The sequence below is a fragment of the Flavobacterium hauense genome, from assembly GCF_054457175.1.
Map to the genome: position 1 here is coordinate 30,982 of NZ_JBTKVX010000019.1, position 16,921 is coordinate 47,902.

Consider the following 16,921-nt stretch of genomic DNA (forward strand, 5'->3'; position numbering starts at 1 on the left):
GATTAAGTGGGTGCAACCGCTAAGGTAGCCCTTTCAGTTGTTAAATATTGACGAAATGTCTTATATCATAACAAATAATGCAAAATATCATAAGGATTTCGCAATCGGTAATATTGCACTTTTGGTATATCAAAAACGCCAAAAACGTCAAAATCGTGCGTAAAATTAGCTATGGCTAATATATTGAAAAACAATAAACTAAAAAATGATATTGCACTTTTGGTTTTTCAAACGAAAGTCAAATTTCGAATGTCCGAAATCGAATGAGAAAGACAAAAAAAATAACCCCTGAAATTTTCGTCCGGGGTCATTTCGATATTCAAAAATTAAAGATTTTTTTTATGCGGTTTTGAGTTGTGCCAATTTTATGTTTCGGGTGATTAGAACCAAAGCAGTAACCGAACCCGTCAGTGCCATAGCAACTCCGACCAAATTTGGCGAAGCATAGCTGTAACCCATTACCAACGGCAGCCCTCCGAGGAAAGCCCCAAGTGCATTCCCGATGTTAAAGCTGGCCTGTAGCGATGCCGAAGCGATCATTTCCGAGCCCTGCGCTGCCTGTATCATCAGCATCTGAACCGGAGCGACCACGGCAAACGACAGGCTTCCGGTAAGGAATACCAGTATCAGCGAAACGACCTGGTTGTCAGAGAACAGGTATACGGTCAGCAGGTTGGTGGCCATGATAAGCAGTACCGAAAATACGGTTGTGGCAGGTGAGAAACGGTCGGCTAGGCGGCCCCCGATGAAGTTACCCACTACCATCCCGAGTCCGGCGAGGATAAGGATGTACGGCACATTCTCGGCCGAGAAGCCTGAAACTTCCGTAAGCAGCGGGGCAATATAGCTGATCCAGCAGAACAGCCCGCCCGTGCCAATAGCGACTATGAATATGATAAGCCAGGCATCGACTTTGGTAAAGAATTGCAACTGGGTCTTAATGCTCTCATCCTTCTTCGATTCGAGGTTGGGCATCCAGAGCAGCAGGGTAATAACGGTTATGAGGCCTATAACGGCAACAATGGCAAAGGTATAACGCCAACTGTAGTTATGGCCAATGTACGTTCCCAGCGGAACACCCACCACGTTAGCGATGGTAAGCCCTGAGAACATGATGGCGATGGCACGGGCTTCCTTGCCTTTATCGGCGAGGCGGCTGGCAACAACGGCACCCACCCCAAAGAAGGCACCATGAGGCAGCCCCGAAAGGAAACGTGAGGCAAACAGCAGGTTGTAACCCGGTGCTATGATAGACAGTGCGTTGAATAGCGTTAGCATGATCGCCATAGCCAGCAGCATCTTTTTAGGAGGGAAGTTGCGCCCGGCAATAACCAGCAGCGGTGCGCCAATGACCACACCCATTGCGTACGACGAGATAAGGTGGCCCGCCTGTGGTATGCTGATGTTAAGGTCGTGTGCGATATCGGGCAGGAGGCCCATCATGACGAACTCTGTGATGCCTATGGTAAGGCCGCCCAGAGCGAGCGGTAGCAGACTTAGTTTCATGCTGCAAAGGTACTATATCTTTTTAGTGTAATAACAAAAATTACAGTTAGAATTGTATTACGAAAAGGTTATTGTTGATAAGTTGGGAGAGGATGATTTTAAGATTAAAGAAAGACTCTCGATATTTTACGGAGAAATCATTTCAGTAGCCTTGCCAAATGTTTTCGTAATTTTACAAATTCTATTATTTAGCTATGATATAACTGTTCTATTTTGTAATAAAGTCTTCTAAATGTGTGTTTTATCTTATTTATTTGCGAATAATCGAAAAGTAGATAATTGCAATAATTCGTGCTGAAGAATCGTTATCTTTATGTTTATATTTGCCAAAATAATTTTTTTCCTACAATGAGTCAATTTGATTACATAAAAGATATAGCAAAATTTGGTCTTGAAAATGATCAGGAGAAATTGCTCCTTGCTGTAAACGAACTAATTGAATTCTCAAAAAAAGGAAAGAAAATTAATTTTGCTTTGCAATTACAATCAATAATAAAAGAATCATTTGCACAGCAAAGACCATCATCGTTAAGAAAAGTTGAATCAGATGGGTCTTTTCAGAGATTCAACGAAGATGAGATGAGAGAGCTTATCCTCGAGAAATTGACTAGTGATTATTCTTTTGATAACTTGGTGTGTGATAAGAAAGTTCGTGAGGAGCTTGACTTTTTTATTAAGGAACATTTGGCGTACGAAACATTAAAACGTTACGAACTTCCTGTGTCTAATAAAATACTTCTCCATGGACCCTCAGGTTGTGGAAAAACTTTAGCATCATATGTCATTGCTGGAGAATTGGATAAAATGATGATAGTTGTCAATCTTGGTGCAATAGTTTCTTCTAAATTAGGTGAAACAAGTAAAAACCTTGCAAAAATATTTAGGAAAGCCTCGACTGAGGATTGTATCATTTTTATTGATGAATTTGATTCATTAGGAAAAGTAAGAGATTATAATCAGGATCATGGTGAAATGAAGAGAGTGGTAAACACAATACTACAACTATTTGATTATTTGCCTCAAAGCAGTATAGTTATAGCAGCTACTAATCAAAAGGATATGATTGATTCTGCTCTTTTACGTCGTTTTGATATGAGTCTTCAATTAGAGTTACCGCAATATGGGCAGATTTCAGATTTAATTGGTATAACTCTTAAAAATGGTCCTTTTAAATTTGATAAACATACAGTTGCAAAAAAGATAATGAAAAACGCTGTAGGACTTTCTTATTATAGTATCCAAAAAACGCTTGTTGCCGCTATTAAAAGAAGCATTTTTAGTCAAGATATAACAATTAAAGAACTTTCTCCAACCATATCAACTTCTATTTGGGAAGATCTAATAGAACAAGAGAAAGTGGCTTTAAATATAGTTTAAATATCAATATCAGCTAAGGCTTCATCCTGGGCATTTGCATTAAGTATATTTTCTAAACTATTGATAGCAACAATTTCGTCATAAAGACGTCCACTAAATTGTTCTCCAGGGATATTGTTTTTAATTGTTATGGCAATAGAAAAATTATGTTCATGCTCATAATTTCTACGTACTGATTCCAACAACTGTGGGCAAATTCTACAATTCAAAGCTAATTTGAAAGTGCCTTCTTCTCCAACTAGTTGGTTAAGGTTGACAGGAAACTCAATTTTCTGAGTATTAGAATAAGGAATCGGATTGGCTCTATTTCGCCCATTTTGTGACCAACTCAGAGTGCTCTTAAGTTTTGAGTCTGTATTTCTATTTACATCTAGAATCTCTGCGGCTTCGTGATTTTTAAAGAAACTGAAAGCCATATGAACCGGATTGTAGGCTAACTGGTTATTTAGCACTGGTTTGAAACTAAAGCAAAGAGTTGCTGTAATAGTAACCAGTCCCCTTTGACGTCCGTGTGCCTCTTCGAAAAGATATCGCGGGAAGTGTATTGGATATGCTTTGAACTCTTCAGGTCTTATGCTGTCTTCTAAGATTATTGTGATACTATCATCATTTGACACAATACTAGGTTCGAGGTCAGCAATTCCATAACCTGCAATTCTATTAATTATAGTATGGTGTGGATCTGGGAATTTTATATTTGCTAAGGAAGCACTATTTACAATAAGTGCTTTCATGGATTGTGACTGAAGCGTTGGATAAAGACTTGCAATCTGAGCGGCAATATTTGAAGCCAATGGAGCAGAAAAACTTGTTCCTATTTGCTGATAAAAACTTTCCGTAGGATCAGCTGATAAAACATCCATTGTAGCATTGATTCCTACTGAGATTGCACCAAATTCTATTTCGTAATCGCCTCCACATTCTAAAATATCAGGCTTAAAATAAAGACTATTCTTTTTGCGGTTGAATGCAGAAAGATTAATATGCCCTTTTCTAGAATATAGAGTTGGAAATTCCTTTTGTGGAGAAATTCCTCTGAATAGTCCTTGCTTCAAACAATCAGCAGAAGCACCAACAGTCATATTGTTCATGCTTTCTGCTGGTGTACTCAAATTTACTGCTGAGTCGGCGAAGTAATCAAGATTGTAGTCGTCATTATTATCTTGAGCATCATTATTATTTGACGTGCAAATAAATATTAAACAATCATTTTGATGAGCAAAAAGATCAAGTTTATATGCATAGGAGGAGAAGTCCTCATTCTCTTTTTTGTTTACGTTAAAGCAGATTGTTAGTACAAATATTTTTACTCCCCGTTCGTTTACTGCACGCTCTAATAATTCTAATACATTATCCTGAGAAATACTGCCAGAGTTACTATCAAGTATTTTCATAGACAATATTCGGGCATCAGGTTCAATTGTACCTCTGTAATTACGTCTATATGCTCTCTTTCCTAGTGCGGCCAATGCGGCCACGCCTGTACCATGGTTTGTATCATCTTCTAAAGGATTTGTTCCTGTAATAGTAAAAGTATTATCATTAATAAGTATGGGTCTTAATGGAGTAGCGTTACTTACACCAGTATCTAGAATTCCTATAATTGGTAAATTTTCTCCAGGTTGAGCGACTTCAAAGCCATAATCTCTTTCCGGCTGGTTCAGTCTGTTAGGGCGTATGACAGTAGCCAAAGATGATACTACACAACTAATAATATCAAAATTGCGAACGATTTCTCTACACTGATCAAGCGTTGCTCTTTGAACTTCTATTGTATTTGTTTCTTCAGAATAATTGTAGGGTAACCCATTTTCGAGCAGATACTGATATAAGCTCTCTTGAATTATTTCATGAGCCTGTTCGGGTAGTGGGAATTCTAAAAGTTCAAATATTAAAATATTTTGTGACTCCTCTATGTTTAGTATATCTTCGGTTGTAAGGAGAGAGAAATTTTTAATATATTTTATTTTTCCATCATACCATGCGTTTTGATCATCTTCAAGTTCACGGAGAATAAAATTATTTAGGCTTTCCATGAAGTTATTAAAGTCCTCATTATTGCGAACTGAAAAAAGCACTTCTGTGTTAAATTTACTATAGTTTACAGCTAATAAACCAAAATCGTTATACCATGGTTCAAAATATTTTGTAATATTAAATTGTCCATGAAATTCAATCCTTACATTTATTATATGAGCGGGAACTTCAAGATTTCTTTCTTGTACCCTCCGTTGTGAAGCTTGTGAAAAAGCAACAATCTGTTGGCGTATAGCCCTTGCCTGTTGACGGAGTGACTGTGCTACAATATTAGGATCAGGAGCTTCTTCAGCGCCAAATCCATAATTAAAGTGTAACGGACTTGGTACATCAGCTTGTCGTTGAATATTTAATTTTAAATGTGGTTTGTTTGCCATAGTAGTATGAATTAATTGGATGCTTTTAACTTACTCTAAAGTAGTAAGTTAAAACTGTAATCCAAAGAAAAATTAACTCATTTTTTGTAAGGCAATATTTCAAAGATAAACTACCCCAACTTCACTTCCTTTACCGGGCTAAAGATTCCGGTACTTCCGTCCAGGCGACGTAAAATGGTAATGCGGTCGCACAGCCATTCAGCAGTATAGTCAAAAGGCGTCAGGTCTTCCAGGCGGTCAAAGTCGGCCGTGGCAATACTGCGCGCAATGGTAACGTGTGGGTGTATCACCTTTTTGGCACGTGGTGTCTTGTCCAGTATACTCGTTTGGCGGTAGCTGCGCTTTGCCACGGGTTTTGGGTCAAGCAGTGCCATAAGGCTGTTTATCGGCTCGGGGTCTTCTATCTTCAGGCACAGCGTACGCGAAACACCACCGTGTTTCAGCACTTCGTGGCCGTCAAGCTTTATGGTAAAAGGCTGCTGTGCCGCAGCGGCTTTTTTTACAAGTTTGAGTACCTGGGTGTCGGCAGTGGCTTTGGTCTTAAATAAAGACACATGCGCAATGCTCTTGCGGTTATAATCTTCCAGGCCTATAAGGGCGTGCAATTGTTCCTTTAGCCCGTCTACCGCCTCCTTAATGGCTTCGTCGGGAGAGAGCAGCACGAAGTACTCGTACACATTCTCATTGAAAAGGGTTAATTGCGCGTTGTTCTTTTTGGCCATGTTTTATTGTTGTGATGCAAAAATAGAGAATTTGTTGGAAGTCCGTGGCTTGTAGTTTAAAGTTTAAGGTTTAAAGTTGCCACTGTTGCCGGATTAGTCAAGAGTATATTGTGGAATTAGAAGAGATTTCTCCACTACGCTTCGCTGTGGTCGAAATGACAGGACGGTTACGAGGGTTATTTGTCATCCTGACAGAGGAAGGATCTCTATTGGAATTAGAAGAGATTGCTACGTCGTTCCTCCTCGCAATGACAGGACGTCGGCAGAGTAAGCGGGCTGAGTAAGATTCCCCTCCTTTGGAGGGGTGGCTGAAAGCCGGGGTGGTTAAACCAACAAAATGTTTGGTATGTAAAGTAAACCACCCCACCCTACGGGCACCCCTCCGAAGGAGGGGAAACCACTGTTGCTGAGTTTAGCAAGAGTATTTGTTGGAATTGGAGAGATTCTTCGACTCCGTTGCACTGCGCTCAGAATGACAGACGTGTATGAGTAAGCAACCAACAACTAAATACTCCTCTCCGCGATCACATTCCACTTTTCGTCGTCGTGCTGCAGCAGGAAGAACTTATCGGCTCTAAAGGTGGCGCTGTATTTCTTGTGCTGGTATACGTCCATGGCGCGTTCGTACTGCTCGGGAGACAGGTCACGGAAGGCGATCGTCATGTGCGGGTGGAAAGTGCGCTCAGTATACGGTACCGTGATGTTAGGGTAGGAGTGCTCAAAGGCTGTGATTATCGACTTTTGCAGGCGTTCCAAAGCAGGCGTCATGACCGGTTTCACATAAATAACGGGATTGTCTTTATTGGGAAAGCTCCCGAAATCTTCCAGCTCTACAGTAAAGGCTTCGGCCATGGTGCGGATGCCGTTAAACCAGTTCAGTAAAGTGTTATGCTCACGGGCTGCGAGCTTAAAGGGTGCTTTGAGCGTTATGTGCGGCATAGTGCGGAGGGCACGGCTGCTGCTGAAGTTGGCCGCAAGATCATTTTTGAATCCGGTTACCTCTCCGGAAACGGTATCATGCGGTATAAGTGCTATGAAATATAAGTTCTGTTCGGGCATTTGCATGTGTGTTTACACAAATATAAGCCTTACGTTGTTATCTTATCATAAAGATTAGGGTAATGTTTAATCTCGAAAAGCCTATGAATAGTGGTAAAACAGAAATTTAACAAAATCGTGATTTTTATAAAAGTTAGTTTCTTAAATGGATGCAATATTTTTTTTATAACGAGTGTTTTTGTGTTAATATTTATTATATATTGGCTTACTCTACCGACTTAGAGGGGTAGTAAAATATGTAAAGGCTTAATTAAAATTGTTACATTTTTAACAATGTAGAATTTTTCTTCTTTTTTGAATTAAAGGCATTGGTAAATAATGTATTTTTGCCTCGATTCTTTAAGAATGTAAAAAATGAAATCCCTTAAACAGGCTATTGTTTAAGGATTTTTAGATGATACAATAACGCTTGAAAATAAAAAGTGATAGGCAAAATTTAGTAGTTTATGTTTTTATTACTTTATAAAATGCGGCTTCGGCCGCATTTTTCATATAAAAAAGGAGGCCCTAAAGCCTCCTTTCTGCATTTATATTCAATTGGTTATTCTAAAATAATCGCTTTTTGGTCTAACAGTATTCCGTCTTCCCTCATTACAACAATATATTGTCCTGCGGCATAACGGTCCATGTTAACCTTCCATACGCCGGATTGGGCTTCAGGAGTGTGTTTCTCAAGAAGTACACCCCACAGACTGTAGATCTCTATAACTCTTACCTGTGCATTTTGTGTAGCAAAAGTATAGTTAAGTCCTGTTGCGCCATTGGTAGGGTTAGGCGATACCGTCAGGCTGTTTTTGCCCATGATGCTATCCTCGTCACCGCTACGCGATTTCATATCCCTGCATCGAGGGAAATCATATTTCTGCGTCGTTTTGCACAGGTCTCCTTTTTCATTTACGGCAGAAAGCGTTATTTCAAGCGATCCTCCCATGAAAGAATTTGGTATGAACTGTACAGTGTAACCTCCACCTCCCGGCGGAACCACAATTGCTCCCGGCTGGAATGTGCCTGATCCCGCAGGGCTGGCATTAAGGTTAACAAGGATAGGTGTTCCGTAAGGGTTGTCTATGTATATTTCCAGCACATAGAAGCAGAACTTCTCGTACTGAGGTTTTATAGATTTCACGTCGAATTTCACCCCGCACTTACAGTGGTTCATGGTAACATCCATGATATCGGTTGTTTTCTTGCAGTATCCGTTATCCAGCATCATCTGGTACTGGCCCGATTGGTATACTGTATAGTTAGGAACCGAACCGCTTCCTGAAATGTCAGTACTTAAATCTTTGATCCATTCCCATCCTGCGAATACCGCACCCGGTGCAGGGCCAAGAATTTCAAAAGGCTCGTTTTCTTTTTTCTCACTACAGAATTCATAACAACCTGTAGGGAATATCCATAAGTACACTTCAGGGTCTTTCGGTACGTCAAACTGGTAGGTTTGTTCGCAGCCTCCCGGATTGGTGAATGTCAGCAGGTAAGGACCACCTTCGGTCACTTCCACGCTTTGTCCGCTCATACCGTTGCTCCAGTTAAATGTACCCGGGCCACTCATTACACCATTAAGCTGAACTTTGTATGGATTACAGCTCGTTACGCTCCAGTAAGCCGAAAGGCCTGTTGGCGTGGCATAGGTAGTAACAGCATGCGTTGCTGAGCCCACACAGTATCCGCCGGTTCCGTCAGTTATCCTTACTTCAACAGTAAAGTTAGCGGTAGCCGGGCTAGTGATGTAAGAAGTATAGTTAAGTGCCGGCGATGTGCTCCAGGCTGTAATAGGCGATCCGTTGCGCAGCCATCTGTACTCAAGCCCTGCACCTCCGGCATAACCTGACAGCTGGAATGGCGAGCCATAACAAACCGAGTCCGGTCCTGTGATTATAGGGTCTGGCGACATGATATAGGCAGCATTGGTCGTATCAAGGTTTTTAATACAGCCGTTGGTGTTTGTTATCGATACCCAGTAAGCACCCGAGTCAGGAGCCAGGAAGGTAGGCGTTGTAGATGTTCCCACCTGTACATTGTCTCTCATCCATGTGTATAAAGAAACCGGTGTTCCTGTATTATTAAACGTAATGGTTATCGGGCTGCCCTCGCAATTCGGAGAGTCAGAAGACAACGTTCCGTTCAGTCCGTTAGGGTTCACGGTAACATTATAATTGCCTGTCAGGCTACAGATGCCTGTTATCGATACCGTTACCGTTACCGGATAACTGCCGGCAGCACCATATACTTTGGTAGGAGTAGGCAGCGTACTGAATGTACCATCGCCAAAATTCCATAAATAAGTTACTCCCGGTACCGAAGCTATGTTCGTTGAGAAATTAATTCCGGAATTGCTGCATGCCGATGATGGACCCGAAATTACAACCGGGGCAATAATTGGCAGGCTCTTAGTTTCAAAATCGGTACAATCCTGATATCCGGCTCTCGTCAGTTTTATGCCAAACGTATGGTTACCGCCCGAAATGGTTGCTGTAAACTGGGTTGTTCCGGCAGATACTACGTATGGCGATCCGTCGATGTAGAATGTTTTTCCGGTAGCCGGTGTCGGAGGATAATACTGTGACTGGTCATACAGGGTAACATCATACATTCCCGGTGTTGCGCTACATGTTATCTGGTATCGGATGTCTGCTATAAAAGGTATGATAACAGTCTTGTAGGTTGGGATGGTACAGGTACCGCCACCTACTGCATTGTAAGTCGCATAATAAATTACGGTGTGCTCACCTGCTGTCTGATAATTGATGCTCGCCGTTGTGTTGGTAGAACTAAGGATTGTTCCTTCAGTGCCCACAGACCACGAGGTTGATAGTGGTGCAGGACTTGCACTTGCAGTGGCTGCCACAAGCGTACAGCTGGTTTGTGCAGCATTTACAGCAATCGAAGGTGGTGGCGATATTGTACATGGGGTACAGCTGTTCAAAACGTTAACGCTGTTTGCAAAAGCGCCGCAGCCATTGCTGTTCGCTACATATACGGTATACAATCCAAATGTGGTAACGTTATAGCTAACGCCTGTTTGTCCCGGCAGCAGGCTTCCATTTCTATACCATTGGAAGCTGGTTGTGCCAAAAGCACCATAGTTTACTGTCGCTGTAAGTGTAAACGGAGTTACCGTATTACAGAATATCCTGTCAGGATCAGGCGATATGAATGCTACAGGTGTAGGCATTACAGTAATGTTCCTGGTAACTACAATTGGGTTTGAGCATCCGTTTACACCGGTAACAGTGGCTGTTATGGTAAATGACGTGTTAGCCGATTGTAATGGATAATTATGAGGCAAAGGAACACCGTTGTGAGGGAAACTCACTGTTGGAGAACCATCGCCATAATTCAGAGTTACTGTTCCTGATGTAAGTCCCGGCGTACCGCTTACCGTAGGCTGTACAGGGCTATTGGCACAAACGCTTGCCGGAGCATTGATCGTAAGTGCAGGCAGCGTAACAAAATTTACAGCAATGCTGGTGTCGTAGTACACATTACACTTTCTTACCCTTAGCTTGATAAATGTGCCCGCTGAAGGATTGTTGTTCCACTGTACACTGGCAGATGGGCTGTTTTGGCCTGACACCACACTTCCTGAGCTCGCAGGGCTGATAGACCATTCATAGGACTCTCCTTCTAAATAACTGGCGCTATAAGGTCCTGTTGCTGAGCTTGGACAGATATTCGATACCTGTCCGCCTGTTATGGTCAACGGGGTTACCTGATGAGGTACTACCGTTTTGATAGTCTTATTCGAAGGACAATGCGGATCGGAAGCATTCTCTCTCCATACAGATACCTGATAAGAACTGAAGCCCGGATTGAATGTTATTGTCACTTCGGTGCCGTAATTAGAACCGCTGAAAGTACCATTGGTTACAGCCCATACAAGAACGGTGCCCGGTTCGGTATTAACCATGCTGTATTCTACCGGAGTAGAAACGCATATTTTGTTAGGCCCAATGATGTCGTTCACATTTGGTTGAGTGGGAATTTTGTCAACCCTGATGATAAATGGCTCATGCGGTTCACAAAAATCGCTTCCTGTAACTGTAAGTGTATATTTACCCACCATGGTAAAAGTATGGGTAAAGATGTTGCCGGTTCCGTTAACGGTGGTGTTGTTAGGACGTTTTAGCGTCCATGTTCCCGTATAGCCGTTGTTAAGGGTGTAAGAGTTGCTGCTGTTCTGGCATATTGCCTTAGGACCGCTTATTACTCCCATATCCCTGACATGAATTGCATATTCGGCAGATCCGCCGCAGCCCAGCATAGTGTTAGTATACGTGCATTTCAATATAATATCTCCTGCACTTCCCGTTGTTACTATCACTTCATTACGCTGATCGGTGTTCATTACATAGGCACCTGTTCCGTTGGCATCTATGGACCATACAAAATCGGTGGTTGGCCATTGCGGCAGTTTATACCTGTACTGGGTATAGGCGCATGTTATGGCATCGCCTGTTATTGTGCCTTCGTTTAATACCACTGGTACTTTTATGGTTACCGAAGCACATGGAAAGCCACATGCAGTGGCATCAAATGTAACATAGCCAAAGCCGCTTGCATCTACATCATCCCAAACTACGTCTATAGACGGTCCGTAAGGAGTAGGGCTGATTATTGTTCCTCCAAATACTTTCCACGGAAAATCGCCACACTTCTCTGCAACTTCTTTGGGAATGCTATAAGTGTCTGACCCGTTTTCGCATACAACCGAATTACAGCTTATCTCGAATGCTTTTACATCCTTAATATGCATGTATTTAGTAATGGACGCTGTACAGTTACACGCATTGGTAATTGTAAGCGTAACTTTAAAATCGCCGTCCTGATGGTACACATGTGAAGGCTCGAATGCAGATGAATAGGTTCCATCCCCAAAATCCCAATAATAGGAAACTATTTCTGAGCCCCCTCCATCATTAGAAAGGTTAGTGAAAAAAATCTCTTCTTCCAGACAGGCGTAGAAATCTTTTTCACCCTCATCAGCAGGAAATACTGTGAACTGAGAATAAGGCCCATCGATGATCTCAATGCAGATTTCTCTGGTTTTAATGCCGTTAGGCGTTGTCACGTTTACTGTCACGGCTCCCCCGCCGGAACTGCCCCAGATAACGGTACAGGAGGTGTTGTTAGAGACTTGTATCGCGCCGCCGGTAACCGACCATGACGCGGGCCATGAGCTGTTCGAACCGGTCAGCGTATACGTAGCTGTGCTGTTCTCACAGACACGGACGCATTGGCTCTGCCCGATGTCTTCCTGAAAGCCTTTCCGGTCATCGGGTTTGTAAACCTGGCAACCGGATTCGTTATCCCAGGTAAGTGAAATGTTTTGGGCATTAAGGCTCACTGAAAACAAGAGCCATAAAAGGCAGGTAAGGAGCGGCAATTGCCGTATCCTTTTTCGAGTAAGGTAATCTTTCATAGATAGTTGGTTTTATGAAATTGTTAAACATTGTTAAAACTAGGTAAACAACTGTGTGACAATTGTTAAAGAAATGCTAATGAGGAAAACCGTAAAAAATTATAACAGAGCTTTGCCCACTATCATTGAGGATTTTAAAAGTTAACATTAAAGGTTAAAAATGTTATAAATAAAACATTGTAATTATATTTTAACTATTTTTATATTAAATCCTTTAAAAATGAGTGTTTAGTGTAGTTAAAATTTCATTATTAACAATTGTCTGAATTTTAGTAGATTATCTAAAATAGATGTGCTAAATTTAAATATGGTTAGATATTGACTAAAAAAGGTAAATAAATTCTGATATGGATAATCCGTTACGCCGTTTTTTTAGCAAATTTCATTTTCCGCGATGGTTTCGCATCCTTTTCCGTATCATTTTAGGAATGGTTATTTTGGTTGTTATTTCCTACGTAGGACTGGCATGGTATATCAATTCCAATAAGGAAGAGTTGCAGGCGAAACTACTTACCGAACTCAATGGTGGGATTTCGGGTTCGCTAACGGTCGAGTCGATGGATCCTACCTTTCTGCAAGGTTTTCCTAACGTGTCGCTGAGGCTTGAAAATGTGGTGCTGCGCGACAGCCTGTACGAAAAGCATAAAAGAACCTTCCTGAAAGCCGGAGAGCTTGATGTGGCTGTAAATGTTACGAGCTTATTGAGAGGGGCGATCGATATCAGAAAAATGAACATTCGCGATGCAGCCATAGACATGTTTACCGATGCATCGGGTTATAGTAACAGTGCCATTTTCAAAAAGAAGAAATATAAGGAAACAGAAGAAGATGATGATGCCGGCAGTTTTCCCGAACTGCGCAACATACTGCTCGAAAATGTAACACTCGGAATCGAAGATGTTAAGAATGGTAAGAAGTATAAGTTCACCGTTAACGAGCTCGATGGCGATATCGATTATACGCTGTCAGGCTGGGAAGCAGTGGTTGACCTTGATGCACTTGCCCACAGCATGGCTTTCAATACTGTTCACGGGAGCTTTATAAAGGAGAAAACCCTGGTAGGAAAGTTTGATCTTTCCTATGATGAGGGTGAAGGCTTTATTGTTGCGCAGCCCAATACGCTGGCCATTGGCGGCGATGATTTTGTTATCGGTGCCAAAATAAGGGTAGGCGGGAAGACAGCCGACTTTACTTTTAATATTACTAACAAAAGCATACTGTGGAGCCATGCCTCACATTTGCTTTCGCCCAATATTTCGAGTAAGCTGGATATGTTTAACCTGGATAAGGAGATTGACGTGAGGTGCGACCTTATCGGCGATTTTAATGCCGAAGGCGATCCGTCGATATATGTAAAGGCCGAGATAAGGGATAATGTGCTCCGCACACCCGGTGGCATTGTGAGCAAGTGCAATTTTACCGGTGTGTTTACCAACCATCATGTTAAAGGCAAAGGACTTAATGATGCCAACTCTGCCATCAAGCTATATAATTTTACGGGAACCTACGCAGGCCTTCCGGTGAATATGAAAAAGACCTTTATACTCAACCTCGAAAAGCCTATTGCAGTTGGTGATTTTTCGTCAAGCTTTGAGATGCCCCAGCTCAGGAATGTAATCGACGACGACCTGCTGGCCTTTGCATCGGGTACGGCAGATGTTAACCTCGATTTCAAGGCCGATATTGTGAATTTCATGATTACCCGTCCTTATATTAAAGGAAAGGTCAATGTGAAAAATGCCGATGTTACTTATGTGCCGCGCAAAATGGACTTTCATGATGTGTCGGTGCTGCTTGACTTTACCAGCGACGACCTTACCATAAGTACCATCTCGCTGAAAACCGGTAAGAGCGTCATCAATATGAACGGTCATATCAAAAACTTCATGAACTTGTATTATACCGATCCGCAGAAAATAGTGCTCCACTGGAATGTAAACAGCCCTAATCTTAATGTGGGTGAATTCATGTATTTCTTAGGCAGCAGGGGCAAGGCGAAAGCGGCCATCCGCAAAAGCAAAAAGGGCAACTACACCAAAGAAATGAATGAGTTTTTCGAAAAAACGAATGTGGATATCCACCTTAATGTTGATAAGCTGTATTACAAAAAGTTTTTGGCAACCAATGTAAAGGCCAATGTTTTCCTGACCGATTCAGGGATGCTGCTTAAAGATACCGGGCTAAAGCATGCGGGCGGCACCTTACACATGAACGGTAGCATGACGCAAAAAGGCAGGTACAATGACTACAAGCTTCAGGCGAAGGTGAATAATGTAGATGTTCGTAAATTTTTTCACGCCTTCAATAATTTTGGAATGGAGACGTTAAAGGCGGAACATCTGAAAGGTCAGTTTTCATGTAATGCGAATATTTCGGGTAATGTGAGCAATTCCGGTGCCCTGATGCCAAAATCGATGTATGGTAATGTTTCTTTTGGGCTGAAAAAGGGTAAACTGCTCAATTTCGATCCGGTTCGCAAAGTAGGTAAGTTCGCCTTTCCGTTCAGGGATATGAATAACATTGCCTTCGATAACCTGAACGGTAACTTTGACGTGGCTGGAGAGAAGATAACCATTCACCCGATGCAGATCAATTCGAGTGTACTTAATATGGATGTACAGGGCGTGTATTCTTTTGGCAAAGGAACAGAACTCTATATCGATGTGCCGCTGCGCAATCCTGAAAAAGACAAAGATATTACCGATAAAAAAGAACTTGCCGAACGCCGCAACCGCGGTATTGTAGTGCACCTTACTGCCGAAGACGATAAAGACGGTAAAGTCGGAATTAAGCTTGGCGGCAAAAAGGATAAATAGTATTTTCTGTCATTGGCTTCGCCAAACCACTACGTTAAGTTTCTGACGAAGGAAAAATCTCTTTGAAAATATTTGAGATTCTTCACTCCATTGCATTTCGTTCAGAATGACATTCATGACGGATAATTGTGTTTATCCGTGTATCGTTTCTGATTTTCCATAGCTCTGGATGATCTGTCCTTCATATTCAAGCCACTCTGCCCAGCGTTTATCTACATCAACATCCTCAGTGTATTTTCGGGCAAAGCCCAGAAAGGTAGTATAGTGTGTAGCTTCAGAAACCATCAGGTCATAGTAGAATTTTGCCAGTTCCTTGTCTTCAATATTTTGTGACAACACCCTGAAACGTTCGCAGCTTCTTGCTTCTATTATGGCGGCAAATAAAAGGCGGTCAATAAAGGAGGTGTTGCGGCTGGCGTTTTTCCTGATGAATTTTGATAGCTCGTTTACATAGTTGTCTCTCTTTTCTCTCCCCAGTGTATAGCCGCGCTCCTTTATGATGTCGGTTACCTGCTTAAAATGGTCCATTTCTTCCATTGCGATCTCGGCCAGTGTTTGTACCAGGTCCAGATGTTCCGGATTGTTAGTGATGAGGTAGAGTGCATTGGCTGCTGCCTTCTGCTCACACCAGGCATGGTCTGTAAGGATTTCTTCCAGATTAGATTCGGCGATATTTGCCCAGCGGGGATCGGTTAAGAGTTTAAGTCCAAGCATACGATTATATTATGGGGCAAAAATAGCGAATTAGATTGTTCGATTATTAGATTATTGGATTGTTCGAAAAATCGAAAAATCCGCTAATCGAAAAATCAACTCTTCTCATTCAGGTACTTCCAATACCTCTTCGGTACATGCTGAATATGCAGTTTCATGTTCTTGCGGGCAGGGATATTAGTGCTATGAAAATAGTCTTTCCATAAAATGGAAGCCAGTTCTTCTTTACTATCCACAAGTTCGGTGGGCAGGGTAATTTTTTTGGTATCTATCTCAGATACGAACTCATAGGTTATCTCCTGAACGGTATTCAGGTCATAAAAGAGTCCATACTTGCGTTTTATATCATAGATTATCCATTGCTGGTCGGCATAACGGTTCTTAAAGAAAGATGCTATCAGCGGTAGCACATTAAAGTCGGGTTCTACAGGGCAGTAGTAAATGCCGTCTGCCGTCTGCTGGAAGCGGATAAATGCTTTCATGCGGTGCTTTTCGCGGTTCACTTTTTTGTCCATCTTAGAAATCGCCATTATATGTGGATTGCCAAAATTAGCCTCGGCACCTGCCGGATTGTCGAAAATATATCGGGCAAAATCGAACAGGTCCTGAAACGTCTGCTGATCTTCTGAAAGATAAGCTTTGTAAAAACGGATGCGCCATTCGGAGCTAAGTTTTTTCTTCAATCCGTCCCAGACACGTTTGGCTTTGGCTTCATCATTAACTATTTCCAGGGCTTCATCCAGCATTGAGGGCTGGTAATATTTATCCCATACCAACTGAACGGCTTTTTCTTTCCGGTCGTAAAACTCGAAAATCGCGGTGAGAAGCCCCTCTAAAGAGCCATCGAAGGTGTAGGTTGTCATAGTTTACGTGAATATACTCCCTCTC

At 42.0% G+C, this 16,921-nt stretch carries 9 protein-coding genes; 2 read left to right on the forward strand and 7 right to left on the reverse strand.

Features of this window, described 5'->3' with window-relative positions; genetic code table 11:
• Positions 1-339: 339 nt before the first annotated feature.
• A complete protein-coding gene (locus ACX0HA_RS13670) occupies positions 340-1,506 on the reverse strand; it encodes an MFS transporter (RefSeq protein ID WP_458845850.1) in 1,167 nt (388 codons plus the stop codon).
• Positions 1,507-1,854: 348 nt separating this feature from the next.
• Between ACX0HA_RS13670 and ACX0HA_RS13675 the strand changes: the two genes are divergently transcribed.
• Complete coding sequence (locus ACX0HA_RS13675) at positions 1,855-2,883, forward strand: AAA family ATPase (RefSeq protein WP_458845851.1); 1,029 nt, start codon at positions 1,855-1,857, stop codon at positions 2,881-2,883.
• On the opposite strand, the gene ACX0HA_RS13680 is transcribed toward ACX0HA_RS13675, so the two are convergent.
• The 4 genes from ACX0HA_RS13680 to ACX0HA_RS13695 all read right to left on the reverse strand — a co-directional run bounded on the left by ACX0HA_RS13680 (position 2,880) and on the right by ACX0HA_RS13695 (position 12,503).
• Positions 2,880-5,297, reverse strand: a complete 2,418-nt coding sequence (locus ACX0HA_RS13680) for a S8 family serine peptidase (RefSeq protein ID WP_458845852.1) — start codon at positions 5,295-5,297, stop codon at positions 2,880-2,882. The two genes, ACX0HA_RS13675 and ACX0HA_RS13680, sit on opposite strands and share 4 nt — an antisense overlap.
• 110 nt (positions 5,298-5,407) lie before the next feature.
• A complete protein-coding gene (locus ACX0HA_RS13685; RefSeq protein WP_458845853.1) occupies positions 5,408-6,019 on the reverse strand; it encodes a 2'-5' RNA ligase family protein in 612 nt (203 codons plus the stop codon).
• 504 nt (positions 6,020-6,523) lie between these two features.
• A complete protein-coding gene (locus ACX0HA_RS13690; RefSeq protein WP_458845854.1) occupies positions 6,524-7,078 on the reverse strand; it encodes a 2'-5' RNA ligase family protein in 555 nt (184 codons plus the stop codon).
• Positions 7,079-7,619: 541 nt separating this feature from the next.
• Positions 7,620-12,503: a PKD domain-containing protein gene (locus ACX0HA_RS13695; protein ID WP_458845855.1), complete on the reverse strand. Its 4,884-nt coding sequence runs from the start codon at positions 12,501-12,503 to the stop codon at positions 7,620-7,622.
• 347 nt (positions 12,504-12,850) lie between these two features.
• Here ACX0HA_RS13695 and ACX0HA_RS13700 point away from each other — a divergent pair, with 347 nt between their 5' ends.
• Positions 12,851-15,319: an AsmA family protein gene (locus ACX0HA_RS13700; protein WP_458845856.1), complete on the forward strand. Its 2,469-nt coding sequence runs from the start codon at positions 12,851-12,853 to the stop codon at positions 15,317-15,319.
• Between the two features lie 132 nt (positions 15,320-15,451).
• Here the strand turns inward: ACX0HA_RS13700 and miaE are convergent, their stop codons facing one another.
• Together miaE and ACX0HA_RS13710 are read right to left on the reverse strand one after the other, a co-directional pair.
• Positions 15,452-16,033, reverse strand: coding sequence for a tRNA isopentenyl-2-thiomethyl-A-37 hydroxylase MiaE (miaE, locus tag ACX0HA_RS13705; RefSeq protein WP_458845857.1), 582 nt, complete (start codon positions 16,031-16,033; stop codon positions 15,452-15,454).
• A gap of 95 nt (positions 16,034-16,128) precedes the next feature.
• Positions 16,129-16,896: a TIGR03915 family putative DNA repair protein gene (locus tag ACX0HA_RS13710; protein ID WP_458845858.1), complete on the reverse strand. Its 768-nt coding sequence runs from the start codon at positions 16,894-16,896 to the stop codon at positions 16,129-16,131.
• Positions 16,897-16,921 lie beyond the last annotated feature (25 nt).

What these genes read in the sequence shown, in the direction of transcription:
- ACX0HA_RS13670 (WP_458845850.1), bottom strand. Translation starts at nt 1,506, where the DNA reads ATGAAACTAAGTCTGCTACCGCTCGCTCTGGGCGGCCTTACCATAGGC.
- ACX0HA_RS13675 (WP_458845851.1), top strand. Translation starts at nt 1,855, where the DNA reads ATGAGTCAATTTGATTACATAAAAGATATAGCAAAATTTGGTCTTGAA.
- ACX0HA_RS13680 (WP_458845852.1), bottom strand. Translation starts at nt 5,297, where the DNA reads ATGGCAAACAAACCACATTTAAAATTAAATATTCAACGACAAGCTGAT.
- ACX0HA_RS13685 (WP_458845853.1), bottom strand. Translation starts at nt 6,019, where the DNA reads ATGGCCAAAAAGAACAACGCGCAATTAACCCTTTTCAATGAGAATGTG.
- ACX0HA_RS13690 (WP_458845854.1), bottom strand. Translation starts at nt 7,078, where the DNA reads ATGCCCGAACAGAACTTATATTTCATAGCACTTATACCGCATGATACC.
- ACX0HA_RS13695 (WP_458845855.1), bottom strand. Translation starts at nt 12,503, where the DNA reads ATGAAAGATTACCTTACTCGAAAAAGGATACGGCAATTGCCGCTCCTT.
- ACX0HA_RS13700 (WP_458845856.1), top strand. Translation starts at nt 12,851, where the DNA reads ATGGATAATCCGTTACGCCGTTTTTTTAGCAAATTTCATTTTCCGCGA.
- miaE (WP_458845857.1), bottom strand. Translation starts at nt 16,033, where the DNA reads ATGCTTGGACTTAAACTCTTAACCGATCCCCGCTGGGCAAATATCGCC.
- ACX0HA_RS13710 (WP_458845858.1), bottom strand. Translation starts at nt 16,896, where the DNA reads ATGACAACCTACACCTTCGATGGCTCTTTAGAGGGGCTTCTCACCGCG.